Source organism: Nocardia sp. GP40 (assembly GCF_050434125.1).
Classification (GTDB): Bacteria; Actinomycetota; Actinomycetes; order Mycobacteriales; family Mycobacteriaceae; genus Nocardia; species Nocardia albiluteola.
This window is the reverse complement of the sequence record NZ_JBNPVW010000019.1, coordinates 12,437-35,504: the sequence shown is the minus strand read 5'-3', so window position 1 is coordinate 35,504 and position 23,068 is coordinate 12,437. Positions and strand designations below refer to the sequence as shown.

At 67.6% G+C, this 23,068-nt stretch carries 24 protein-coding genes; 14 read left to right on the top strand and 10 right to left on the bottom strand.

Going from position 1 to position 23,068, the window contains the following annotated elements; genetic code table 11:
* Positions 1-33 precede the first annotated feature (33 nt).
* The 5 genes from ABH933_RS39520 to ABH933_RS39500 form a co-directional block, all read right to left on the bottom strand.
* Positions 34-1,326: a hypothetical protein gene (locus ABH933_RS39520; RefSeq protein WP_429426865.1), complete on the bottom strand. Its 1,293-nt coding sequence runs from the start codon at positions 1,324-1,326 to the stop codon at positions 34-36.
* Positions 1,320-1,871 (bottom strand): nuclear transport factor 2 family protein, encoded by a 552-nt coding sequence (locus ABH933_RS39515; protein ID WP_429426862.1) that lies wholly within the window; start codon positions 1,869-1,871, stop codon positions 1,320-1,322. The genes ABH933_RS39520 and ABH933_RS39515 overlap by 7 nt, the downstream gene beginning before the upstream one ends.
* A gap of 40 nt (positions 1,872-1,911) precedes the next feature.
* Positions 1,912-2,109, bottom strand: a complete 198-nt coding sequence (locus ABH933_RS39510; protein ID WP_429426859.1) for a ferredoxin — start codon at positions 2,107-2,109, stop codon at positions 1,912-1,914.
* Positions 2,109-2,933, bottom strand: coding sequence for an SDR family oxidoreductase (locus ABH933_RS39505; protein WP_429426856.1), 825 nt, complete (start codon positions 2,931-2,933; stop codon positions 2,109-2,111). Before ABH933_RS39505 ends, ABH933_RS39510 begins: the two co-directional genes overlap by 1 nt.
* Before the next feature lie 88 nt (positions 2,934-3,021).
* Positions 3,022-4,227 carry a cytochrome P450 gene (locus tag ABH933_RS39500; RefSeq protein WP_429426854.1) on the bottom strand — a complete coding sequence of 402 codons (1,206 nt, stop codon included), beginning with the start codon at positions 4,225-4,227 and terminating at the stop codon, positions 3,022-3,024.
* A 366-nt stretch (positions 4,228-4,593) separates the two neighbouring features.
* Here ABH933_RS39500 and ABH933_RS39495 point away from each other — a divergent pair, with 366 nt between their 5' ends.
* The 9 genes from ABH933_RS39495 (at position 4,594) to ABH933_RS39455 (ending at position 13,861) form a co-directional block, all read left to right on the top strand.
* On the top strand, positions 4,594-6,063 hold the full coding sequence (locus tag ABH933_RS39495; protein ID WP_429426851.1) for an aldehyde dehydrogenase: 1,470 nt from the start codon (positions 4,594-4,596) through the stop codon (positions 6,061-6,063).
* A gap of 24 nt (positions 6,064-6,087) precedes the next feature.
* A complete protein-coding gene (locus tag ABH933_RS39490) occupies positions 6,088-6,840 on the top strand; it encodes an SDR family oxidoreductase (RefSeq protein WP_429426848.1) in 753 nt (250 codons plus the stop codon).
* Positions 6,841-6,916: 76 nt separating this feature from the next.
* Entirely contained in the window at positions 6,917-7,798 is an 882-nt protein-coding gene (locus tag ABH933_RS39485; RefSeq protein WP_429426846.1) for an NAD(P)-dependent oxidoreductase, read from the top strand.
* Entirely contained in the window at positions 7,795-8,193 is a 399-nt protein-coding gene (locus ABH933_RS39480; protein ID WP_429426843.1) for a carboxymuconolactone decarboxylase family protein, read from the top strand. The genes ABH933_RS39485 and ABH933_RS39480 overlap by 4 nt, the downstream gene beginning before the upstream one ends.
* Before the next feature lie 82 nt (positions 8,194-8,275).
* Positions 8,276-9,748 (top strand): FAD-dependent oxidoreductase, encoded by a 1,473-nt coding sequence (locus ABH933_RS39475; protein ID WP_429426840.1) that lies wholly within the window; start codon positions 8,276-8,278, stop codon positions 9,746-9,748.
* 15 nt (positions 9,749-9,763) lie between these two features.
* Positions 9,764-10,612: an LLM class F420-dependent oxidoreductase gene (locus ABH933_RS39470; RefSeq protein ID WP_429426838.1), complete on the top strand. Its 849-nt coding sequence runs from the start codon at positions 9,764-9,766 to the stop codon at positions 10,610-10,612.
* Positions 10,613-10,662: 50 nt separating this feature from the next.
* Positions 10,663-11,988 (top strand): glycosyltransferase family 4 protein, encoded by a 1,326-nt coding sequence (locus ABH933_RS39465; protein ID WP_429426836.1) that lies wholly within the window; start codon positions 10,663-10,665, stop codon positions 11,986-11,988.
* Between the two features lie 81 nt (positions 11,989-12,069).
* Positions 12,070-12,801 (top strand): methyltransferase domain-containing protein, encoded by a 732-nt coding sequence (locus ABH933_RS39460; protein WP_429426834.1) that lies wholly within the window; start codon positions 12,070-12,072, stop codon positions 12,799-12,801.
* Positions 12,788-13,861: a prenyltransferase gene (locus ABH933_RS39455; RefSeq protein WP_429426831.1), complete on the top strand. Its 1,074-nt coding sequence runs from the start codon at positions 12,788-12,790 to the stop codon at positions 13,859-13,861. Before ABH933_RS39460 ends, ABH933_RS39455 begins: the two co-directional genes overlap by 14 nt.
* A 62-nt stretch (positions 13,862-13,923) precedes the next feature.
* Here the strand turns inward: ABH933_RS39455 and ABH933_RS39450 are convergent, their stop codons facing one another.
* Positions 13,924-14,481, bottom strand: coding sequence for a hypothetical protein (locus ABH933_RS39450; RefSeq protein WP_429426829.1), 558 nt, complete (start codon positions 14,479-14,481; stop codon positions 13,924-13,926).
* A gap of 24 nt (positions 14,482-14,505) precedes the next feature.
* Between ABH933_RS39450 and ABH933_RS39445 the strand changes: the two genes are divergently transcribed.
* Positions 14,506-14,781: a hypothetical protein gene (locus ABH933_RS39445; protein ID WP_429426826.1), complete on the top strand. Its 276-nt coding sequence runs from the start codon at positions 14,506-14,508 to the stop codon at positions 14,779-14,781.
* Positions 14,782-15,925: 1,144 nt separating this feature from the next.
* Here the strand turns inward: ABH933_RS39445 and ABH933_RS39440 are convergent.
* Together ABH933_RS39440 and ABH933_RS39435 are read right to left on the bottom strand one after the other, a co-directional pair.
* The gene (locus ABH933_RS39440; protein WP_429426824.1) at positions 15,926-17,341 is read right to left on the bottom strand and encodes an MFS transporter; all 1,416 of its coding nucleotides are present in this window, start codon (positions 17,339-17,341) and stop codon (positions 15,926-15,928) included.
* On the bottom strand, positions 17,338-17,910 hold the full coding sequence (locus tag ABH933_RS39435; protein ID WP_429426822.1) for a TetR/AcrR family transcriptional regulator: 573 nt from the start codon (positions 17,908-17,910) through the stop codon (positions 17,338-17,340). Before ABH933_RS39435 ends, ABH933_RS39440 begins: the two co-directional genes overlap by 4 nt.
* Positions 17,911-18,026: 116 nt before the next feature.
* On the opposite strand from ABH933_RS39435, the gene ABH933_RS39430 reads away from it, so the two are divergent.
* Positions 18,027-18,155 (top strand): hypothetical protein, encoded by a 129-nt coding sequence (locus ABH933_RS39430; RefSeq protein WP_429426819.1) that lies wholly within the window; start codon positions 18,027-18,029, stop codon positions 18,153-18,155.
* A gap of 114 nt (positions 18,156-18,269) precedes the next feature.
* Here the strand turns inward: ABH933_RS39430 and ABH933_RS39425 are convergent, their stop codons facing one another.
* Positions 18,270-19,622, bottom strand: a complete 1,353-nt coding sequence (locus tag ABH933_RS39425; RefSeq protein ID WP_429426817.1) for a cytochrome P450 — start codon at positions 19,620-19,622, stop codon at positions 18,270-18,272.
* A gap of 231 nt (positions 19,623-19,853) precedes the next feature.
* Between ABH933_RS39425 and ABH933_RS39420 the strand changes: the two genes are divergently transcribed.
* The 3 genes from ABH933_RS39420 (at position 19,854) to ABH933_RS39410 (ending at position 21,785) form a co-directional block, all read left to right on the top strand.
* Complete coding sequence (locus tag ABH933_RS39420; RefSeq protein ID WP_429426815.1) at positions 19,854-20,354, top strand: DUF6194 family protein; 501 nt, start codon at positions 19,854-19,856, stop codon at positions 20,352-20,354.
* A gap of 10 nt (positions 20,355-20,364) precedes the next feature.
* Complete coding sequence (locus tag ABH933_RS39415) at positions 20,365-20,988, top strand: Uma2 family endonuclease (RefSeq protein ID WP_429426812.1); 624 nt, start codon at positions 20,365-20,367, stop codon at positions 20,986-20,988.
* A gap of 572 nt (positions 20,989-21,560) precedes the next feature.
* Positions 21,561-21,785 carry a hypothetical protein gene (locus tag ABH933_RS39410; RefSeq protein WP_429455246.1) on the top strand — a complete coding sequence of 75 codons (225 nt, stop codon included), beginning with the start codon at positions 21,561-21,563 and terminating at the stop codon, positions 21,783-21,785.
* A gap of 270 nt (positions 21,786-22,055) precedes the next feature.
* Here the strand turns inward: ABH933_RS39410 and ABH933_RS39405 are convergent, their stop codons facing one another.
* On the bottom strand, positions 22,056-23,066 hold the full coding sequence (locus tag ABH933_RS39405) for a DMT family transporter (protein WP_429426807.1): 1,011 nt from the start codon (positions 23,064-23,066) through the stop codon (positions 22,056-22,058).
* Positions 23,067-23,068: the final 2 nt, after the last annotated feature.

Sequence of the window (23,068 nt, the reverse complement as noted above, 5' to 3'; positions counted from 1 at the left end):
TCCGTGCCTCTCGCAGAATTCGACCCCGCGGGTCTACACGACGGTCAGCGGCAGCGACCGCCGCTCGGTGAAGGTGAATCCCGCTCCGGTGCTGAAGCGGGTGATCGCCACCTCCGGCAGCTCGCGGAATGCGGTTGGCGCGGTGGCGATCTCGAACACGATCTCAGCCTCATCCGCGGCACGGACTCGGACGTCGAAGCGCGGATTCACACCCCGTGCCATCGCATTGAGCGGCGCGAGGTGATCCGCGTCCAGCAGCGCGGGCCAGCCGCCGTCGCGCACGCCGGGACAGTCGCGGCGCAGCCGCAGCACGACGGTGTCGTGGTACGCGGTGATATCGATGTCGATGTAGGGCAGCGGATTCCATGCCGGGTGGCAGCGCAGCACCCGGGCCAGCGCGGCCGGGGTGTCATCGAGACCGAGCACCCGGCGCAGGCGCTCGGAAGTCAGGCCCGCGATGCCGGTGAACTGCTTCCGGGCGATCTCGACCGCCTGTGTCTCTGCCGCGGCCTCCCTCACCCTGGAAGCGTCCTTGGTCACTCCGGCGCGCTCGCGAACAGCAACCATGAAACCCAGCGTCAGCAGGTGTTGTTGCAGGCACACCTCGTCGGCGATGCGCACCAGCGCCGACTTCGAGAAGTCCTCGAACCGGATGTCGCTCAGCAGCGGCCCAGCATAGTCGCCCCGGCCTTCATCGCCGGAATCTATGGGCTCCAGCACGATTCGCGCCGCCTCGGATCCCTCGATCCGCGCCGCGTGCACCGGTACCGGCGGCGGCTCGTGCGAGGGATCGATGACCACGGTCCACGCGCACACCGGGACTCGATCCGCCGGATGACGTGGCGGCCGGTGGATGGGCCGCACCTGTGCATGCACATTCGTCGCCAGCGCGGTCGCATCGAACGTCGGGTCCTCGATGGTGTGGCACATCGCGACCACGAAATCCTCGCCCATCGGCTCGACGTCGGCCAGGGCGCCGCAGTGGTCGAGCCAGAATTCGCCATGGTCGTGATCGGTGACCCGGAATCGGAAGTCCATGAATTGCGGCGGCGCGCCGATATCGAGCTGCAGGCCCTTGAAGATGGTGTCCACACCGTCCCCCGCAATGCCCAGGGCCGTGCGCATGCGGCGGGTGTAGACCGGGCTGGCCAGCTGCCACTCCTCGATCGCCACCTGCGCCATCCCCTCGCGGCCGAACGCCGCGATGGAATGCGCCATCCCGGAGCGGTCGATCAGGTGCCCGCAGAGCAGCAGCTCGGGCACCAGGGCCGCGAGCCGGTCCCGGGTCAACTCGTCGAATCGGCTGCCGGACAACGCATTCACCACAGCGGGACCGGGGACTGGCCGACCGGATACCACCCCGGCAACGGCTCGGCGGACATCGAGCGGGCGATCCTCTTCTGCATGCCGTCGGACAGCGCGTTGGCGGACATCATCTCCACGAAAAGCGCCGCCACATTGCCGAAGTCGAAAAAGTCGCGCTGCCAGGACCATTGGAAGTCGCCGCCGTAGCGGAACCAGCTGCCGCCGAGCCCCTCGGGGCTGTAGTTGCGCCCGTCGGGCCGGGTGGCCTCGTTGATCTGCTTCCAGAAGCCGATCACGCTGCCGCTGCGCTCGTCGACGACGAACTCCTGATAGGGATAGGTCCAGCCCTCCAGGCCGTCCATCTCCTGGCCCAGCGCCAGCTCGCGGATCTCCTCGCGCCCGACGGCCATGAATTCCTGCTGCGGACCGTAATTCCAGCCGTAGGTCGCGTCGGGGGTGTACATCTGGGCGAGGGGACGCCAATCCCCCTGGGCCTCACAGCGTTTGTTCTCTTCGACCCAGCGCTCGATCATCTCGTCTAGTTCGTCGCGGGAATATCCGGCCATTGTGAAATTCCTTCGCTATCAGGACTGTTGGCTGTCGGCGCTATTCGTCGTCGTCGACGATCGAGAGCGCCCGGGTCGGGCAGTAGCGGACCGCGGCGCGGGCGGCCTCGAGATCCCCGCCGGGATCGGCCCGCTGGATCTGCACGGTGCCGTTCTTGGGCACCGTGAACAGCGCGGGCGCCTCGTCCTGGCAGACCGCATGCCCCTGGCACAGATCGGTGTCCACCACGATGCGCATCACCGGCCGCCCTTCGCATCCTCGCAAGCGCGGGAATCCTTCGGCTCACGCTCGGCCAGTGGCGCTTCCGGCTGCACCTCGACCAGCACCAGATGCGCGCCGCGCGGCGCGCTGACCACCGCGACCACCGCGGCCGCGATATCGGAGGCCCGCAGGAAGTACGGGTGGCGGGCGAAACCCCAGCGGGCCCAGTCGTCCAGCAGCGGGCCCACCACCTCGGGCGAGGCGGTCATCCCCATCCCGGTCCGGGTGGGACCCGGACGCACGACCGAGGCGCGAACCCCGGTGCCCTCCAACTCCATTCGCATCTGCCGGGCCATCGCCTCGAGGCCGGCCTTGGCGGCGTTGTACGCACCCATCCGGGGCCGCGGACTGTCGGCGCAGTCCGAGCCGATGAAGACGAAATCGCCGCGGCGCCGGGAGACCATCCCGGGAAACACGCGATGCGCCAGGCGCTGCGCGCCGACGAGATGCACCTGCACCTGCCGCAGGAACTGCTCCGAGTCCATCTCGTGCGCGAGGGCGAACTCGAGATCCCCGGCGCCGGACAGCACGATCTCCGCGGGCCCGAGGGCCGCCTCGGCGGCGGTGACGAACTCCTCGACCGAGTCTGCCTCGGTCACATCCAGGCGCAGCGCCACGGCCTCGCCGCCGTCGGCACGGATCTTCTCGGCGAGTTGTACACAGGTGTCCACACGCCGTGCCCCCAGCGCGACCGGATGCCCGAGCTCGGCCAGCGCGACCGCGGTGGCCGCTCCGATCCCGGAGGAGGCGCCGGCGATCAGCGCCGGTCGTCGCTGCGGATTGGGTTCGAATCTCGGCATCAGTCGGTCACCTCGGCAATCGTCACAGTGTCTACCCGCCCCGTCGGCTCCGCACGCTCCGCCGCCTTGCCATCCCCGTGGTCGCGTGTCATCGAACACGCACCGTCACAGGGAGTTTGGCGAAACCGCGGACGTTCGTGGAGTGCACGCGCTCGATGCCCGCGGTGTCGACGCCGTACTCGCGGACTCGATCGGCGAACTCCCGCAACACGATTCCGGCCTCCAGCCGCGCCAGGTGTGCACCGAGGCAGAAGTGCACGCCCCGGCCGAAGCTCACCAGCCCACCCTTGTCCGGGCGTTCGATGTCGTAGATCTCCGGATCGGTGAATACGGCCTCGTCCCGGTTCGCGGACCCGATCAGCAGCAGCACCTTCGAGCCCGCGGGCACCGTGTCGCCGTGGTATTCGAGGTCGACCGCGGCGGTGCGGGCGAGGATCTGAGTCGAGGTGTCGTAGCGCAACGTCTCCTCGATCCAGTCGGGCACCAGCTCGGGATTCCCCGCCACCTTGGCGTACTGCGCGGGATCGCGTGCGCCCCAATACAGCGCATTGCCCAGCAGCTTGGTCGTCGTCTCGTTCCCGGCGATCACCATCAGGAACATGAAGCTGAGGATCTCCTCGTCGGACAGGTGGTCCCCGTCCGCCTCCGCATCCAGCAGGGCGGAGGTGAGATCGCCGGTGCGGGCACGACGGCGCTGGGCGATCATGTCGGCGTAGTAGCCGACCAGCTCGAGCGTGGCATGCACCGCGCCCTCGGGCACGTCGAGCACGCCGTCCTCGCGGTGCACCACCAGATCGGCGAGCCGGCGGATCTCGGCGCGATCCGGCTCCGGCACGCCCATCAGTTCGGAGATGACGTCCATCGGCACGGTGCCCGCGACGGCCTCGATCCAGTCGAAACTGCCCTGCGCCAGTGCGGGTTCCAGCTTTCGCAGCGTCAATTCCCGGATGCGATCGGCCATCTCGGTGACCCTGCGCGGGGTGAAGCCCTTGTAGACGAGCTGGCGCAGCCGCAGATGCCGCGGATCATCCAGTGCGAGAAAGGACATCATCTTGTGGGCGTGCGGCCCCCAGGCCGCCGGATCCAGCGAGACGCCGTTGGCGCTCGACAGGCGCACGTTGTCCCGGAATCCGGCGGTGACGTCGGCGTGCCGCGACAGCGCCCAGAACCCGAGCTCGGGATTGTGATAGAGCGGGGCCTCGGCGCGCAGCCGCCGATACAGGGGGTAGGGATCGTCGTGGATGCCGTAGTCGTACGGATCGAAGGTGAGCGGTTCGAGGGAAGCGGTAGTCACCGTGTTCACCTCCGGTTCGAGAACGTGTTCAGTCTCCGAAGACGGCGCGCAGCCGTCATGGAAGACACGTAGCTGGACATGTGTCTGGACCGTACCATCGCCCCGCGCGGCGGACAATGCATTCCTCCATTTTTGCAGGCGAGCCGGAGTTGGTCAGCGATTTCACGCCTGCTCGGGCAGGTTCTCCGGCACGACGGCCGCCCGCCGATGCCCTCCCGGTCCGCCGCCGCGCCGTCGTCACGCCCGGATCCCGCGGAAATCTCGACCCCACCGGGGACGGATACGCCAACTGCAACAGGTTCTTGCGCTGGCAACGATCGCGAACATATAGTCCGTACACGTGTCCAGACAGCATGGGAGTTACTGATGAGCGCGCTCGTCACCCCCGACGGCTCACAACTGCTGATCGGCGGCAAGCTGGTCCCCGGCGGGGCCGGGACGTTCGCCACTGCCAACCCCGCGACCGAGGAGGTGCTCGGCCAGGCGGCCAACGGCGACGCGGCCGATATGGACGCCGCCATCGCCGCGGCCCGCACCGCCTTCGATGCCGGATCCTGGTCCGCCGATCCCGCCTTCCGGGCGCGCTGCCTGCGCCAGCTGCGCGACGCCCTGCGCGGGCACATCGAGGAGCTGCGGGAGATCACCATCGCCGAGGCCGGCGCGCCCCGCATGCTGACGAGCGGACCGCAGCTCGAGGGCCCGATCGGCGACCTCGGATACTTTGCCGAGCTGGCCGAAAACTACTTCTGGGAAACGGATCTCGGCTCCGCCGCGCCCATGGGCATCAAGTCCGGGCGGACGCTGCGCCGCGAGCCGGTCGGGGTGGTCGGCGCGATCACCCCGTGGAATTTCCCGCATCAGATCAACTTCGCCAAGATCGGCCCAGCCCTGGCCGCCGGCGCGACCGTCGTGCTCAAGCCCGCGCCCGACACCCCGTGGTGCGCGGCACTGGTCGGCAAGGTCATCGCGGAGGAGACCGACATCCCGGCGGGCGTGGTCAATATCGTCACCTCCGACGATCACGGCCTGGGCGCCCAGCTGGTGACCGATCCGCGCGTGGACATGATCTCCTTCACAGGCTCCACGCAGACCGGGCGCGGCATCATGGTCGGCGCGGCGGCGAGCCTGAAGAAGGTATTCCTCGAACTCGGCGGCAAGTCGGCCTTCGTGGTGCTCGACGACGCGAATATCGCCGCCGCCAGCAGCTATGCGGCCTTCTCGGTCTGCGTGCACGCCGGACAGGGGTGTGCGCTCACGACCCGGTTGCTGGTGCCGCGCGAGTCCTACGACGAGGCGGTGCGGGCGGCGGCCAAGACCATGTCGGGCATCGTCCCCGGTGATCCCGGAAATGCCGGAACCGTCTGCGGCCCACTGATTTCCGAACGGCAGCGCGCCCGGGTGGAACACTACCTCGACCTCGCTCGCGCCGAGGGCGGCACCGTCGTCACCGGCGGCGGGCGACCCGAGGATGCCGCGCGCGGCTACTTCGTGCAGCCCACACTCATCACGGGCCTGCCCAACACCGCCAGGGTGGCGCAGGAGGAGATCTTCGGACCGGTCCTGGTCGTGATTCCGCACGACGGCGACGAGGACGCTATCCGCATCGCCAACGAATCGCCCTACGGCCTGTCCGGCGCGGTCTGGGGCACCGACCCCGACCGGATCCGGAGCGTGGTGCAGGGCGTGCGCACCGGCACGCTGAGCGTGAACGGCGGAGTCTGGTACAGCGCCGACGCGCCCTTCGGGGGCTACAAGCAATCCGGGAACGGACGCGAGCTCGGCGTCCTCGGATTCGAGGAGTACCTGGAAACCAAGCTGATCGCGACCGCTGAATAACCTTCCCGCAGAGGAGTTTTCATCATGGCACGCTTCACCGGACGATCCGCGATCGTCACCGGCGCCGCCCAGGGCATCGGCGAGGCCTACGCCAAGGCGCTGGCCGCCGAGGGCGCGAAGGTCGTCGTCGCGGACCTCAACGCCGAGAAGGGCGAGGAGGTCGCCAAGCAGATCACCGCCGACGGCGGCACCGCCGCGTTCCACCGCGTCGACGTGTCGGATCCCGAATCCGCCACGGCCCTGGCCGAATTCACCATCGCCGAATTCGGCGGCATCGACCACCTGGTCAACAACGCGGCCATCTACGGCGAGATGAAGCTCGACCTGCTGCTCACCGTGCCGTGGGACTACTACAAGAAGTTCATGAGCGTGAACCTCGACGGCGCGCTGAACATGACCCGCGCGGTGTGGCAGCCGATGTCCAAGGGTGGTGGCGGTTCGATCGTGAATCAGTCCTCCACGGCGGCCTGGGTGTACTCCGGTTTCTACGGGCTGGCCAAGGTGGGCATCAACGGCCTGACCCAGCAGCTGGCTACCGAACTGGGCGGCTCCAAGATCCGGATCAACGCGATCGCCCCGGGCCCGATCGACACCGAGGCCACCAAGACCGTCACCCCCGGCACCATCGTGCAGGACATGGTGAAGCGACTTCCCCTGCAGCGCATGGGAACCCCGCAGGATCTGGTCGGCGCCTGCCTGTATCTGCTCTCGGACGAGGCGAGCTGGGTGACCGGGCACATCCTCAATGTCGACGGCGGACAGATCTTCCGGTCATGAGCGAGCGCAGCGAGCGATCAATAGGCACAGCCGACCCGTCGGGCATGACGGAGCCGAGCGCCGGCGAGGTGGAGTCATGAGCGACGACGACACTCCCCTGGGCTTCATCGGATTGGGCAATATCGGCGCACCGATGGCCGACCGGCTGCTGTCCTGGCCCGGCGGTCTGGTGGTCTGCGACATGCGGGCCGAGGCGATGGAGAAGTTCGTCGCCGCCGGGGCACAGCGCGCGGCAACGGCGGCCGAGGTCGCCGAGCGGGCGTCGGTGATTTCGATTGTGGTCGTCGACGACGCCCAGGTGCGCTCCGTGCTCACCGGGCCGGACGGGATTCTGCGCACTGCGAAGGCGGGCACCGTCGTTGCCGTGCACTCGACCATCAGCGATGAGACCGCCGTCGCGCTCGCGGCCGAATGCGCCGAGCACGGTGTGGAATTCGTCGATGCGCCGATCAGCGGCGGCGCGGGCGGGGCCAAGGAGGGGAGGCTCGCGATCATGGTCGGCAGCAGTAGCGACGCCTTCGAGAAAGTTCGCGAACCGTTCGGCCGATTTGCCGAAATGGTCGTGCACGCGGGCGATGTCGGCGCGGGCACGCGAATGAAGTTGGCGCGCAACCTCTTGCACTTCGTCGCCTTCACCGCGGCCGCCGAGGCACAGCGGCTGGCCGAGGCCGCGGGACTCGATATCACCGCGCTGGGCAAGGTGGTCCGCCATTCGGACGCGATCACCGGCGGCCCGGGCGCGATCATGCTGCGCGACACCACCGCACCCGTCGCGCCCGACGATTTCTGGTTCCCGATCCTGAGCCACGTGCGCGATCTCGGCGAGAAGGATCTGTCGCTGGCACTGGGGGTGGGCGAACGCTTCGACGTTTCGCTACCGCTCGCGCGGCTCGCGCTGGATAACCTCGGTCGGGGGCTGGGCGTCGGGTCCGGCGACACCGCAAAGGAGCAGTCATGACCGACGAAACCGCTGCACAGCGCCGCGCCCGCGGGCTGGCCAAGATGAGCGAGGTGTACGGCTGGGAGTTCAGCGACGGCCCGGGCGAGCACTTCGCGGTCACCGCCGATCACCTGTTCGCCGGCATCTGGTCCCGCCCGGGGCTGAGCCTGCGGGACCGGCGGTTGCTGCTACTCGGCGCGCTCACCGCGCAGGGGCTGTTCGATATCGCGGAGATCCAGATCGGCGCGGCCCTGGGCAACGAGGAACTCACCGAGGAGCAGCTGCACGAGATCGCGCTGTTCCTGTGCCACTACGTGGGCTGGCCCGCCGGCACCACACTGGACGGAGTGGTCGGCAAGGTGGCCTCGCAGCGCAGGAAGGCCGCGCGAGCAGCAGCGAGTCCCACCGAGTGAAACGCTGAGCGCATGCCGCGCTCCCGCGAGCAACTATGAAACGGCCCCTACCGGCAGCGAACCAGACAGGAAACCGCAGACGATGACCGAAAACACCACAGTCCGACCGCAGCGCGCGAGCACGATCACCGAGTGGGATCTCGAGGCCGACGTCGTGATCGCCGGATACGGCGTCGCGGGCGCCTGTGCCGCCATCGAGGCCGCGCGCGGCGGCGCCGATGTGCTGGTGCTCGAGCGCACCGGCGGCTGGGGCGGGGCCGCGTCGATGTCGGGCGGATTCATCTACCTCGGCGGCGGCACCGCGCTGCAGCAGGCGCTGGGCTTCGAGGACACCCCGGAGAACATGGAGAAGTTCATGGTGGCGGCCCTGGGCCCCGGCGTGGACGCCGCCAAGGTGCACGACTACTGCCAGGGCAGCGTCGAGCACTTCGATTGGCTTGTCGCCCAGGGGGTTCCGTTCAAGGAGGAGTTCTGGGGCGAGCCGGGCTGGGAGCCCGCGCACGACGAGGGCCTGATGTACTCCGGCGGCGAGAACTCCGCGCCCTTCAAGGACACCATCCCGCCCGCCCCGCGCGGGCACCTGCCGCAGATGCAGAACAAGCGCACCGGCGAGCAGGGCGGCGGCTACATGCTGATGAAGCCGCTGAGTGACACCGCCGAAAGCCTCGGCGTGCGTGCCGAATACGACATTCGCATCCAGTGCCTGATCGTCGACGACGCCGACCGCGTCGCCGGTGTCGTCGCCAAACGCTATGGCAAGCAGGTGAATATCCGCGCCCGGCGCGGAGTCGTGTTGGCCACCGGCAGTTTCGCGTACAACCAGGAAATGATCGAGACCTACGTGCCGCGGCTGCTGAACCGCCCGGCCGCCTCGATCGAACAGCACGACGGCATCGGCATCCGGGTCGCCCAGGCCCTGGGCGCGCAGGTCGCTCACATGGACGCCGCCGAGGTGGCGTTCTTCGCCGACCCGCAGATGGTCGCGCGCGGCATCCTGGTCAACGGGCGCGGCCAGCGCTACATCAACGAGGACACCTACTGCGGCCGCGTCGGGCAGGCGACCCTGAATCAGCAGGACAACAAGGCCTTCCTGATCATGGACGAGCCCGCCATCGACGCGGCGAACGCCACCGAGAGCACCGTCAGCTTCTTCCGCCAGCCGCCCAAGTGGGTGGCCGAGACGGTCGAAGAGCTCGAATCGGAGATGGGCCTGCCCGCGGGCGCGCTGCAGACCACCCTCGAGGTCTACAACCGCCACGCCGAGCAGGGCCGGGATCCGCTGCTGGGCAAGAAGACCGAGTGGGTCAAGCCCATCGCGACTCCGCTGGCGGGCTTCGATCTGCGCGAGATGACCGGCGGTTTCACCCTCGGCGGGCTGAAGACCGATCTCGACTCGCGGGTGCTGCACGTGTCCGGGGAACCGATCGCGGGGCTGTACGCCGCGGGCCGGTGCACCTCGGGCGTGTGCACCGGCGGCTACGCCAGCGGCACCTCGCTCGGCGACGGCAGCTTCTACGGGCGGCGCGCGGGTAAGGCCGCAGCCGCCAACGACTGAAAGGAATACTCGCACATGCGTTTCGGCATCGTACTGTTCACCAGTGATCGCGGCATCACCCCCGCCACGGCGGCAAGGGCCGCGGAGGACCGCGGTTTCGCGTCGTTCTTCGTGCCCGAACACACCCATATTCCGGTGAAACGCGAAGCGGCACATCCGCTGACGGGCGATGCCAGCCTGCCCGACGACCGCTACATGCGCACCCTGGATCCCTGGGTATCTCTCGGCATGGCCGCGGCGGTCACCGAGCGCATCGAATTGTCCACGGCGGTGGCGCTTCCCACCGAGCACGACCCGATCACGCTGGCCAAGACCATCGCCTCGCTCGATCACCTCTCGGGCGGGCGGGTCAGCCTCGGCGCCGGATTCGGCTGGAACACCGATGAACTCGCCGACCACGGCATTCCCGGTAAGCGGCGCCGCACCGCGCTGCGCGAGTATCTCGAGGCCATGCGGGCGTTGTGGAACCAGGAGGAGGCCTCCTACGACGGCGAATTCGTGAAGTTCGGGCCCAGCTGGGCCTGGCCCAAGCCCGCCCACGAGGTGCCGGTGCTCATCGGCACCGCGGGGACCGAGCAGGGTTTCCGCTGGATCGCGAAATCGGCCGACGGCTGGATCACCACCCCCTACGAGATGCACACGCTGCTCGAGCGTCTGCAGCTGCTGCGCAAGGTGTGGCAGGAGGAGGGCCGCGAGGGCGCGCCGCGGGTCGTGGCGCTGGCAGGCAAGCCGGATCCGCAGCAGCTGTCCGACTGGGACGCGGCCGGGGTGACCGATGTGCTGTTCGGCCTGCCGGACAAGCCGGAGGCCGATGTGCTGGCCTATCTGGACCGGCTTTCCGTCAAGATCGGCCTGCGTTCCTGAGTCGCCCTGTCCCCCAGTGTTGTTCGACCACTCGAGAGTGAGCCGAGAGCGTGCGTATCGCCCTGCTGTCCTACCGCAGTAAGACCCACTGTGGGGGGCAGGGGGTGTACGTCCGCTATCTCAGCGCCGGGCTGGCCGAGCTGGGGCACGAGGTGGAAGTGCTGTCGGGCCAGCCGTATCCGGAGCTGCTGGACCCGCGCGTGCGGCTGACCGAGGTGCCCAGCCTGGACCTGTACCGGGACGAGGATCCGTTCCGGACGCCGCGGCCCGGGGAGATCCGCGACCGGATCGATCTGCTGGAGCTGGGCACCATGTGGACCGCGGGCTTCCCCGAGCCGCGCACGTTCAGCCTGCGGGCGGCGCGGCTGTTGCGCACGCGCGCGGCGGATTTCGATGTGGTGCACGACAACCAGTGCCTGGGCTACGGGCTGCTGGACATCGCCCGGCGGTTGCCGTTGGTCGCGACCATCCACCATCCGATCACCCGGGACCGCGCGGTGGATCTGGCGGCCGCGCCGTGGCGGCGGCGGCCGTTCGTGCGCCGCTGGTACGGATTCCTGGGGATGCAGAAGAAGGTGGCGCGGACCATTCCGGATCTGATCACGGTGTCCTCGTCGTCGGCCACCGATATCGCCGAGGACTTCGGCGTTGCGCCGGAACAGCTTCGGGTGGTGCCGCTGGGCGTCGATACGGAGCTGTTCCGTCCACGCGGGGAGCGGGTGCCGGGCCGGATCGTCGCGGTGGCCAGCGCCGACAAGCCGCTCAAGGGCATCTCGCATCTGCTGCACGCCGTTGCGCGGCTGCGACTTTCGGGTGGACCACTGGAATTGCGTTTGGTCGCCAAGCTCGAGCCGAACGGCCCCACCGAGAAGCTGATCGCCGAGCTCGGCCTGTCCGATATCGTCACCGCCAGTAGCGGTCTGAGCGATGCTGAGCTGGCCGAGTTGCTGGCCTCGGCGCAGATCGCCTGCATTCCCTCGATGTACGAGGGCTTCTCGCTCCCGGCGGTGGAGGCTATGGCCAGCGGAACCGCGCTGGTCGCCAGCCGTGCGGGGGCCCTGCCCGAGGTCGTCGCCGACTGCGCGCATCTCGTCGAGCCCGGCAATGTCGACGAACTGACCGCCGCGCTGCGGCGGCTGCTGGACACCCCCACGCTGCGGCGAGAGCTCGAGACCGCCGGGCGCGGGCGGGCATTGTCGGTCTACAGCTGGGAAGCCGTTGCCGCACAGACCATTTCGGTATACGAGCGGGCCATCCACCGGCATGCGGCGGATTCGGGAGTGCCGCAGGGCGTGCGGGGACAACGCCGCGCGAGCTTCTCCCGCGCCCTCGAGTCGTCAGCCGAAGGCCCGGCCGCACACCGCGAGGCGGGCTGACCACCTCACTTGGCAGGGCCGAGCAGAACAGGCGGCCGGGCGATCCACAACAGATGGCGCACAATACGAGGAGATTCACACATGTTGACAGTCGACTTCGACCGCCTGGGCGTCGGTCCCGGCACCCGCGTGATCGACGTGGGCTGCGGCCTCGGGCGGCACTCGTTCGAGGCCTACCGCCGCGGTGCGGACGTCGTCGCGTTCGACCAGAATGCCGACGATCTGGCACAGGTCAAGATCATGTTCGGCGCGATGGCCGAGGCGGGTGAGGCGCCCGAGCACGCCACCGCCGAGGCCGTGCAGGGCGATGCGCTCGCGCTGCCGTATCAGGACGGCGAATTCGACGTCGTCATCGCCTCGGAAATCCTCGAGCACATTCCCTCCGACGAGCGCGCGATTGCCGAGCTGGTACGGATAACCGCGCCGGGCGGCGCGCTGGTGGTGACCGTGCCGCGCTGGCTGCCCGAGCGGATCTGCTGGCTGCTCTCGGACGAATACCACGCCAACGAGGGCGGGCACGTGCGGATCTACCAGGCCGATGCGCTGCGCACCAAGATCGCCGGGCGGGGCATGCGTTTCGTGCACAGCGCGCACACTCACGCGCTGCATTCGCCGTACTGGTGGCTCAAGTGCCTGGTCGGCGTCTCGAACGAGAACCACCCCGTGGTGTCGGGATATCACCGAATGCTGGTGTGGGACATGATGAAGCGGCCCTGGCTCACTCGATTCGCGGAATCCGCGCTGGATCCGCTGATCGGCAAAAGCGTGGCGCTGTACTTCACCAAGCCCGCGGTGCGGCGTGCGGCATTCTGAACTGCCCTCGGTGCCTGGTGCGGTGAGTGCGGCGCAGATCCGGCGGACCGCTGAATCCATTGCCGCACAGCAGGAATCCGATGGTGCGCTGCCCTGGTTCGCCGGCGGGCACACCGATCCGTGGGATCACATCGAGAATGCGATGGCGCTGACGGTTGCGGGCCTGTACGAGCAGACGCGCGCGGCCTATGCCTGGTCGGCGCGCACTCAGCGGCGGGATGGTTCCTGGCCCAAGCAGTTTCGTTCGGGTGCGGTCGAACATCCCGAGACCGACACGAACTTCTGCGCCTACATCGCCACCGGCGTTTGGCATTACGTGTGCAGCACCGGCGACCGCGCCTTCGGTGCGCGGCTGTGGCCGACCGTGCGCGCCGCGATCGACTACGTCGTGTCGATGCAGCGCGGCCGAAACGGCGAGATCTTCTGGCTGCGCGACGGAAGTGGCGTGGTCCCCGAGGCGCTGCTGACCGGTTGCGCCAGCATGTTCCACAGCATCCGCTGCGCCCTGGCCCTGGCCGGGCTGCTGGGCATCGCCCAGCCCGAATGGGAAGTCGCCGCACTACGCCTGGGCCACGCGATCCGGCATCACCCGGAGGCGTTCGCCGAGAAGGACCGCTACTCGATGGACTGGTACTACCCGGTCCTGTGCGGCGCCTACGAGGGCCCCGACGCGATGGTCCGAATCCATTCGCGCTGGGACGATTTCGTCGTCGGCGACCTCGGCATCCGCTGCGTCGGCGACCGCCCCTGGGTGACGGGCGCCGAAACCTGCGAACTGGTCCTTGCTCTGGATGCTGTCGGCGACCATAACCGCGCCCACCGCCTTCTCGCGTCCATGCAGCACCTACGCGAGGAAGACGGATCCTATTGGACCGGCCTGGTTTTCGCCGACGGCAAACGCTGGCCCGAGGAGCGCACTACCTGGACCGGGGCGGCGATGATCCTGGCTGCGGATGCACTCTCCCGCACCACACCCGGCAATGGCATCTTCCGGGATCTGGCCGTGCCGATCGATGTCACCATCGGATTCGCCTGCAACTGTGTGGTTTCAAGGGCCTGAGCCCAGCCCATCTGGACAACAACGCGAGCCGGGCACGTCCGTTGCAAAAGTTCAGCAGACACTCACCCGTGCGGATACGGCGGCCGCCCGTAGTCCGGGCCATGCTTCGGCGTGGTGGCCGCAACCCAGAGCCGGGTCGATCGGACATTGGCGAAGATGAGCAGTGCCAGTGCCACAACCGCTCCCGGAATCGCCGCGTCCAGCGGAGCTGCGTAGAGAGCGCTGCGAACCGGCATGGGCTCCCAGCTGAACACGGCCGACGGAACGACCATCCCGAGGGACAACTGCAATCCGACCAACAGGGCAACAGCCCCGGCAATGTTCAGCATGATCAGGCCGATGCTCTTTCGGCTGAGCAGCAGAACACCACCGATAAGCAGCGCCAGCGCGACTAACGCCTCACAACCGCCGCCAACCCGAACCGCAACAGTCCAGCTGTGCAGATAGTGCGGGTGGCCGTAGTTGTTCCCCCTCAAAAGGGTCTCCACAGCGACAAAGCCGGTAATGGCGGCCAGCACGAGCGCCAATATTCCGGCCGTCAGCGCCGTCGCCCTCTTGGGCGGCAATGAATAACCGCGCTGCGGCGCAGGAGGTTGCGCGAGGCCGGCCTGTGGGCCCATCGGGTATGAGTGACCTGCTGGGTATTGGCTGACTTGTGGATTACCGAACTGCGGCACCCCGGGCTGTTGATATCCCCGCTGCGGAGAACTCTGCTCGGGATAGCCCGGCTGCGGAAGGCCTGGCTGGGGATACCCTGGCTGCGAACCATTCTGCTGCAGATAACCAACCTGTGGAGCACCCTGCTGGGGATAGCCGGACTGCGGAACGTTCTGCCCGGGATACCCAGCCTGCGAACCGTTCTGTTGGGGATAGCCAAGCTGTGGACCATCGGGCTGCGGATAACCCTGTTGCAGGGCTGAAGGATTCGGATAGCCGGGCTGTGAGGCTCCCGGCGACGGCGCTCCGGGATGTGCATAGTCGGATTGTGGATGATCAGCCTCCGGCATCGCACCCTGGGGATCGCCGAACTGTGGAGCGTCTGGCTGTGAAGAACCCGGCTGGGGATAACCCTGCTGTGGCACAGCTGGATTCGCATGCCCAGGCTGTGACGCACCGAACGACGCCGCCTCGGGATGTGCATACCCGGACTGTGGACTATCAAGCCGTGGCATGACCGGCTGGGGATATCCCGGTTGTGAACCGCTCGGTCGTGGAAACCCCGGCTGCGGCATTCCGGGCTGTGGGGCGTTCTGCTGGGGACCGCCATACTGTGGCGCACCAGGCTGTGAATAGCCGGGCTGGGGATAAGCCTGCTGTGGCGCATCGGGATTCGGATAACCGGGCTGTGGCATTCCGGGCTGTGGGCCGACCTGCTGTGGATAGCCGGGCTGTGGATAACCGGACTGCGGCGCCGCTGGATTCGGATAGCCGGGCTGTGGGTGGCCGGCACCTTGCATTCCTGGTTGTTCTGGCACTCCGGGCTGATTGTTCAGATAACCCACTGCTCCCCCTCCACACCAACGATCGGCACTGTTCAGCCGAACAGAACCGCCGCACATGCTACCGCCGGCTGATACAGGCGGCGACCTGTCGGCCGTCGTTGTCCCCGCCCACCACGCCCATATCGCTCGTCGACCACAGACTCGCTCAGCACCTACCGCGCCTTCGAGCACGAACATTCGCCCGACCTCGTCGCGGTCGATGGAGTCGCGCTCGCCGACTACCAGCAGAGGGTTGCCGACCAGGCCGAAGCCTCCGGCTGAACCGAGGCCCGAGTAATGCGGTGGGCCGCCCGCCCAGGCCCGCTGTGGACTTTGCTCCCTGACCGCGCCGGGCACTACCGCCTCCCTATACGGGCGGTAACACTCATCGGCGACAGTGACTACATCGGCTCCGGCACAACCCATCAGGCCGAGGCAGCAGATTCCGACGCCGGCTCGACGCTCTGGCGGGATCGAGATGGTGTCCGGAAGTGCATGTACGACAAGGTAGTTCGGTCACAGCGCCGGGGTGACCGGTGATAGCGGGAGGCACCCCGGCGCTGTGCAGTCCGGTTGTTGCGGATCAGGACGTTGTCGACCCTCGACGTTCAGATCGGTTGGTAGCGATGATGAGTGCGCTGAGGACGAGTGGCGGTAGCGCCCACAATGCGGCGGTGATGTAGCCGTCCCGCGCGGGGAGCATCGCCCCGCTCGGGGTGGTGGCGGCGAGCAGGAACCCGGCGAGTGCACTGCCGACGGCCATTCCGATGCTGCGAGCGATCTGGTTGATGGAGAGCACACTAGCTGTTTCCTGTTGGGGCACACCGACGAGGACGAGCTTGGGCATCACCGCGAAGACCCCGCCGACGGCGAAGCCCAGGAGGGCAATCGCCGCGAGTACCGCCAGAAGCGATCGGTTGTCGGCCGCGAACAGCAGTGCGCTGCCGACGGCGATCGTGATCGAGAGCCCGAATGTCCACCGTTCCGTGATGCGCGCGACGAGTCGCGGCATCGATTTTCCGGCGACGAACCCGAGCAGCGAGAAGGGGATCAGCGCCGCACCCGCGGCGACGCCGGGAAGTGCGAATCCGTAGCGGGCGCCGGCGGGGGTCTGCACGTAGCGGGTGAACAGGCTGAACAGCAGGTACAAGCCTGTTCCGGCGACGAGTATCGCCAGGTTGGCGCGCAGGACGGGCGCTTGACCGAGTAACCGAAGGTCCACCAATGGCGCCGTGGCGCGCAGTTCGATGAATGCCCAGGCGGCCAGCACCGCGGCGGACCCGGCGAGGAGGCCACCGGCCAGCCACGGGGTCGCCCATATCGAGGGTTCGGCGACGACCAGGAGGATCCCGAGGGTACCGACAGCGAGCAGCAACGCGCCCGTGACGTCGATCCGGGGTAGGTCACCGGGCGTCTCGAAAGGCAGTGTCCGCCAGGCGATGACGAGCGCGGCGGCGGACACCAGGACTCCCAGTCCGTACGCGGCGCGCAGGCCCGCGAGCTGGTCGAGCAGGCTGATCGCCGGGTAGCCGACTCCGATTCCTACTGTCGTCGCGACGGACAACGCGGCGATCGTCGATGCCGAACGCTCGGATGGCAGGTGTGTGCGGGCGACGCTCATCAGCAGCGCCCCGACCGCGACCGCGAGCCCCTGCAAACCGCGTCCGATCAGCAACACCGCGAACGGCAGCGGGAGCACCGTGAGCAGCCCACCCGCCGCGACCAGGGCGAGCGTGACCAGGATCGTGACACGGCGGTATGGACCGCTGCCGAGCCGGCCCAGCACCGGGCCCGCGATAGCACCGGTAAACAGGGTCACCGTCAAGGTCCACTGCGCGGCGGCCAGCGACACGTGCATGCCCGTGGCGACCGCGGTGATGAGAGGCGCTCCGACACTTCCGATCACCGCTCCCGCCAACGCCGTGCACACCAGCGCGAGGCTCAGCCGTCCGTCCCGCTGCGCGGAGACGTCGTCGCGGGGATCAATACGGGTGTTCATCGGTTCACCTCGGCGGTGATGTGCGCGAAGAGACCGGACTGGATCCGGGTGCGAACACCCTCGGCCCATGCCTCCTCGACCTGCTCGACGTCCATCGCGGCGCCGGCGTTCAGCAGCATTCCGAAGGCCAGGAACGTCTTCACCGTCACCGGTTCGAGTCCGGTGCCGTCCTCGACCGTCCCCCACATCCGTCCGAAGCACGACCGCACCGTGTCCCGCACTTCCGGGTCTCCACAGGCGGCGAAGCCTTGCAACTGCAACAACAACCCGACGCGATCGGCCAGCAGGTCGAAGTACTGGGCTCCCATTGCCGAGAGCGCGTCCAGGTTGTCCTTCCCCGCGCCCGCATCTCGCATGCCGTCGCCGACACGCTCGAACGCCGCCCGGACCAACTCCAGGAACAGGGCTTTCTTCGTCCCGAACATCCGGAAGACGTACGCCTGCGTGATCCCCGCCGCTCGCGCGATCGCCTCCGTCGAGGCCCCATGCAACCCGTGTTCCGCGAACTCCTTCGCCGCGATCGCCCGTACCTGGGCGCGTCGTTCGGTTCCGCTCATCCGTTCAGCCACGGTCGATAAGTTACTAGTTACTAACTACTAAACCAATGTGATCTAGATCCACCCCTATGAACCCGACCTCGCCCGATCGCTGAACAACCTCGGCCTCCGGCTGTCGGGAGTGGAGGTTGCACGACGCTCACCCCGCCGCATTCGCCGCTGACCTGAACGCCGTCCGCACCACCCTCGCTGACATCCTCGACGCCCTCGGCCGACACGACGAAGCCGACGAGCACCGCCCGGACACCGGACCGTAACCCCCGCTCCGAGAGCATTCCGGGGGTACGCGTGCATTTGCGCCAGATCCCCAACGGTGACTCACCCTCGGCATCACTGGGTCGGTATTGGGGCGGCACCGCCAGAGCCGATGCCTAGCGCCTGCGGCGGCGATAGCGCACGGCGCAGGGCTGCCGCAGCTGCACCACCATCTTGGAGTGGTCGTTGCGGTAGCTGCCCGAGGGCTGCGCCATCTCGAACTCCCAGTCCCGCAACAAGATCGAGAAGATCGCCTGCAGCTGCATCGTCGCGAAGGCCGCGCCGACGCAGCGGTGCCGGCCCGCGCCGAAGGGGATCCAGGTCCAGCGGTTGAGTAAATCCTGCTGGTTCGGATCGATGTAGCGCCCCGGATCGAAGTGGTCCGGATCGGGGAAATCCGTCGCGATGCGGTTCGAGATCGCGGGCGTGGTCGCCACGAGATCGCCTGGCGCGATGCGGTTTCCGCACACCTCGAATTCGTCGCGGGCCACCCGCATCAGGATGATCAGCGGCGGATGCAGCCGCAGCGTCTCCTTCAGCGTCGCCTCGAGGCGCGGAATCTGGCGCAGCGCATGGAAACTCACGCTCTGACCGTCGGAATAGAGCTCGTCGAGCTCGGCGACCACGTCCGCCATCTGCTCGGGGTGGCTCAGCAGTTCGATCACCGTCCAGGCCGCGGTGCCCGAGGTGGTGTGGTGCCCGGCGAACATCATCGAGATGAAGATGCCGGTGATCTCGCTGGCCGAGAAGCGTAGCTGCCCGGCCTCGTCGCGGATCGAGACCAGCACGTCGAGCATGTCCCGATCCTGTTCGCCCTGCGGCGGATTCGCGATGCGGCCGTCCATGATCTCCTGCACCAGCTCGACCAGCTGGGCGCGGGCCGCGTCGCGGCGGCGGAAGCTCTCGATGGGCGCGTACGGGTCGACGTAGCACAACGCGTCGGTGCCCTGTTCGAGCTCGTGGTACAGGTGCGCGAAGCGGCCGTCGAGCTCGTCGCGGAACTTCTTGCCGATCAGGCAGGCCGAGGAGGTGTAGATGGTCAGCTCGGCGAAGAATTCCAGCAAGTCGATCTCGCCCTCCTCGCCCCAGCGGGCGAGCATCGAATCGACCTCGCGTGCAATGGTTTCCGCGTGCCCGCGCATGTGCTCGCCGCGCAGCGCCTGGTTGTGCAGCATCTCCTTGCGGCGCTCGGGGCTGGCGTCGAACACCACGCCGTCGCCGAAGATCGGCTTCATGAACGGATAGGCCGCGGCCTGATCCAGATCGGAATCGCCTGCGCGGAAGAAGAATTCGTTCGCCTCGGCCCCGGTGAGCAGGATGACGTCCTTGTCGGCCAGCCGGAACGAGCCGACATCCCCGCATTCCTCGCGCACCCGCCGCATCAGGGCGATCGGATCGGTGCGGAATTCCTCCAGATGCCCGTGCTCGTGCCCTCCCCCGGACACCTGCCGCGGCTTGACCAGCGTCATCGCACAACCCTTCCGCACTACGGTATCCACCCGTATGGACATCTGTCTGGACGGTACTACGGAGGGAGAATCGTGGCAAGGGCACTCCGACCGGTCACCGACGGCACCGAAGGGCGGCCGGGTTGGGTGACGCTGACGAGTCGGGCCCAACCAAGGATTGAGGGTTTCATCTCGAGTAGGCGAGAGATGAGCTGCAAGCCTCACTGGGTGACTCAATGACAGTCTGGAACCATGACCATGGATAACATCATCGAATTCGTCGCCGGCCTCGGCGACGTCCTCGTCATGCGCCCGCAGCCGGGCGACGGCTCCCCGGAGATCGCCTGGGGCGACACCTTCTTCTACTACACGGCCGACGGCGCCACCCCGAGCGCCGCCCAGCCCTTCGCCACGATCGTGACCAAGAACTACCCCGACGACACCGCCTCACGCCTGGACCGCCCCGGCACTTTCCGCGTGAACATCGCCGCGGGCACAACGGAATTCGCCCGCCGCACCGGACGCACCCCGCGGGAGGCAGCCCACGCCGACATCGATCACGCCCGGGACGACACCGTCCTCCCCCATCCGACCTACGCCTCAGCCGGATGGCTCGCGGTGGTCAACCCGGGCCTCGAATCCGAAGCGGCAACCCGCGACCTGCTCCGCATCGCCCACGACCGCGCCCGCCACCGAGCCGCCCGCGGATCCGCAAGCGGTAACTCTCAGCCCATCCGACGTGGCGACCTCTAGAATTCGACGCATGTCACCGATCTTCGATTGGGCGCGCCCGGAGAACGTTCAGCCGGAGCCGATCACCCTCGACATCTGGCGCGAACTCCCCGAGGAGTTCTGCCGTCTGGTCGAGGTGGTCAACGGGGACGCCGTTCGATGTGAATCGCCGAGTCGCGCACACCAGAAGGCCGCGCTCCGCCTGCACGGCATGCTGGAAGCGGCGGCTCGGGAGTACATGGCCGAAGATCCGTCTGCCTGCCTGGATACCAACCAGGACTTCGATGTGGTGCTGTGGGAGGTGCCGCGCGCGACCATCCGGCGCCCCGATGTCGCACTGTTCGAGTGCGTGCCACCGGAAGTACGTCCGGTGCCTGCGCACCATCTGAAGATCGCGGTCGAGATCATCTCACCGAGCAACGTGAAGACGGATCGGCTCGAGAAGATGGGCGAGTACGCCGCAGCCGGAATTCCGTGGTACTGGCTGGTCAGCGTGTCGGACACCGATGTGACCTCGATCGAGACCTATGGACTCGATCACAGCGTCGGCCACTACCGACTCGCTCGCGTGCTCAAGTCCGGCACCGCATTCGCCGTTGACCTCCCGATCCGCATCCACATCGACTGGGATCAGTTGACCGATCTCGTGCTGTAGTTCGCCCTTCGGTCGCACGCCCGCGGCCGGCACGAGCGTCGTTCAGGAGGCCCTCCTGATGACGGGTAGCGCAGATTGGTGTCGTCGGATTGCTGCAGCGCCATGCGGTTTCGGCATGCCATACCCAGGGGGACCCGACCCTGTTCGCCGACAACCGAATACACACGCGGGTCCCCGAGATCGGGCATCGCAGCGCGGCCGAGGCCGTTATCGTGACGGGATGCTCCGCATGCTTCGCCCGGCCGGACAGGTATTAGCCTCGATATTTCGCGGTCAGGAGTGGGCCATCAGGACGTTACCAGCTGGGCAGCGCATCACCCGACCAGGTCCAGGTTGTTTGGGTCGCACGCTATTCCAGGTCGCTGGTCCGCGCCGCCAGCGCACCGGAGTCGACGAGAACGTCCTTGGTTCACGTGTTCAAGCGGTGTCCTCGGCCTCACCCGGTCGAACGGGTGCATATGTGCACGTGTACATCCTGCTGAGGTGTCAACCCGTCAGATCGACGGGCTGATCTGGACACCACAACGCTGCATCGCGGTGGAGGTCAAAGGATTTCATACCCGCCAGGACGGGTGCTGGTGGTGGCACCCAGTGGGCTGTGGCGGATGGACGACGGCCGGATCGCCGACATCTACGACAACGAACGCAGCCACAACCCGATCAACCAGGTCCGCGCGAACACCCTAGCCGCGAAAAACTGGATCATCGGCGAAACGGCCGTGGATGCTTCGTGCACGGGCGGTCGGCGTGTCCCAGCAGCCTGGCAGCACCCGACTGGTGAAGTTGGCCACCGATGAGGAAACGGTGGCGGCGTCCCGTCGTGCGGAGTGTTCTCCACCGTGGACAAAGAGCGCGTGAGGACCCGACCGAAGTTCATTTTGGCGCGGCGGTTGTCGAGATCGCAGTCCTCGATGTTGAACGCCAGTACCGCATCGGCGTGTGGTGCTGTCTCGTACAGCATCAGCTACAGCACCCGATCGCGGATCGGGATGCTAAGTCCAAACATGTGTGTTCGAGGACGGTCGCAGCGTTTGGCCTTGGCCGCGCTGGCGGAGTGGGTCACGACCTTACAACGGGCCTGCAGGATCTAGCTCGGTGTCAGCTTCAACGCTGGGATCACAAGTCCTTGGACGTGTCGTGTTGTCAATGGGAACCGTAGCTGGGCGTTCGGTGTGATTCGAGGAGTGCGGCCTCTTGCGCCATCTCGTGGCCCACGGCAGGAGCGAGCAGGACGCGAGGATCACGGCTACCCCCGCCCATTGCAACAGGCCAAGCCGCTCGGACAGCACGATCGCGGCGGTGATGACGCCGACGATGGGTTCAAGCAGACCGATGAGGCTCATCGGGACCGATCCGAGGCGGCGTACGGCGTAGAACGCCCCGCCGACGCCGATCGGGATCAGGAACAGGCCCTGCAACGCCACCGCGCGCCAACCGCCGAAGGACAGCGCGGAGTCCTGATGCGTTGCGACCGCGATGATTCCGATCGCGATCGTGGACCCGACAGTCACCAGCCCAGCGGCGACGACCGCGCCGACCTGGCGCACCCAGCCCTCGCCGAGTACCAGGTACACCGCGTAGCAGGCCGCGCTGAGCATGGCCATCCCCGCCCCGGTGGCGGTGATGGTGGCCGAGCCGGACCCGGCGACCAGTGCGATTCCGCTCATCATCGATGCGCACAACGCGATCACCGGCATCCCGATCCGCTTCCTGGTGGCCAACCACACGAATAGCAGCACGAATATCGGATAGATGTGCACGAGCACGATGGCCACCTGTGCGCCGATGGAGCGCACCGCAGCGAAGTAGGCGAGGATCTGCAGCCCGGAGATGGTTCCGCACACGAAGGTCAGGCCCAGCGCGGCGCGCTGTGGGAGATCCCGGAGGCGGCCGGTGACCGCCGCAAAAGACATGATGAGGACGGCACCGAACAGACCGCGCAGCGTAACCAGCACAGCAGGGGATACTCCCTCGCCGTACGCGAGCACCGCGACGGTCGGTGTCAGACCGTAGGCGACAGCCGACGCGACCCCGCTCGCCCAAGCACCGGCGACGCGCTGGTCGTCGGGTCGTACCACCC

Coding starts and splice junctions, on each gene's coding strand:
- ABH933_RS39515 (WP_429426862.1), bottom strand. CDS start 1,871: ATGGCCGGATATTCCCGCGACGAACTAGACGAGATGATCGAGCGCTGG.
- ABH933_RS39510 (WP_429426859.1), bottom strand. CDS start 2,109: ATGCGCATCGTGGTGGACACCGATCTGTGCCAGGGGCATGCGGTCTGC.
- ABH933_RS39505 (WP_429426856.1), bottom strand. CDS start 2,933: ATGCCGAGATTCGAACCCAATCCGCAGCGACGACCGGCGCTGATCGCC.
- ABH933_RS39495 (WP_429426851.1), top strand. CDS start 4,594: ATGAGCGCGCTCGTCACCCCCGACGGCTCACAACTGCTGATCGGCGGC.
- ABH933_RS39490 (WP_429426848.1), top strand. CDS start 6,088: ATGGCACGCTTCACCGGACGATCCGCGATCGTCACCGGCGCCGCCCAG.
- ABH933_RS39485 (WP_429426846.1), top strand. CDS start 6,917: ATGAGCGACGACGACACTCCCCTGGGCTTCATCGGATTGGGCAATATC.
- ABH933_RS39480 (WP_429426843.1), top strand. CDS start 7,795: ATGACCGACGAAACCGCTGCACAGCGCCGCGCCCGCGGGCTGGCCAAG.
- ABH933_RS39475 (WP_429426840.1), top strand. CDS start 8,276: ATGACCGAAAACACCACAGTCCGACCGCAGCGCGCGAGCACGATCACC.
- ABH933_RS39470 (WP_429426838.1), top strand. CDS start 9,764: ATGCGTTTCGGCATCGTACTGTTCACCAGTGATCGCGGCATCACCCCC.
- ABH933_RS39460 (WP_429426834.1), top strand. CDS start 12,070: ATGTTGACAGTCGACTTCGACCGCCTGGGCGTCGGTCCCGGCACCCGC.
- ABH933_RS39450 (WP_429426829.1), bottom strand. CDS start 14,481: ATGGGCCCACAGGCCGGCCTCGCGCAACCTCCTGCGCCGCAGCGCGGT.
- ABH933_RS39440 (WP_429426824.1), bottom strand. CDS start 17,341: ATGAACACCCGTATTGATCCCCGCGACGACGTCTCCGCGCAGCGGGAC.
- ABH933_RS39425 (WP_429426817.1), bottom strand. CDS start 19,622: ATGACGCTGGTCAAGCCGCGGCAGGTGTCCGGGGGAGGGCACGAGCAC.
- ABH933_RS39420 (WP_429426815.1), top strand. CDS start 19,854: ATGACCATGGATAACATCATCGAATTCGTCGCCGGCCTCGGCGACGTC.
- ABH933_RS39415 (WP_429426812.1), top strand. CDS start 20,365: ATGTCACCGATCTTCGATTGGGCGCGCCCGGAGAACGTTCAGCCGGAG.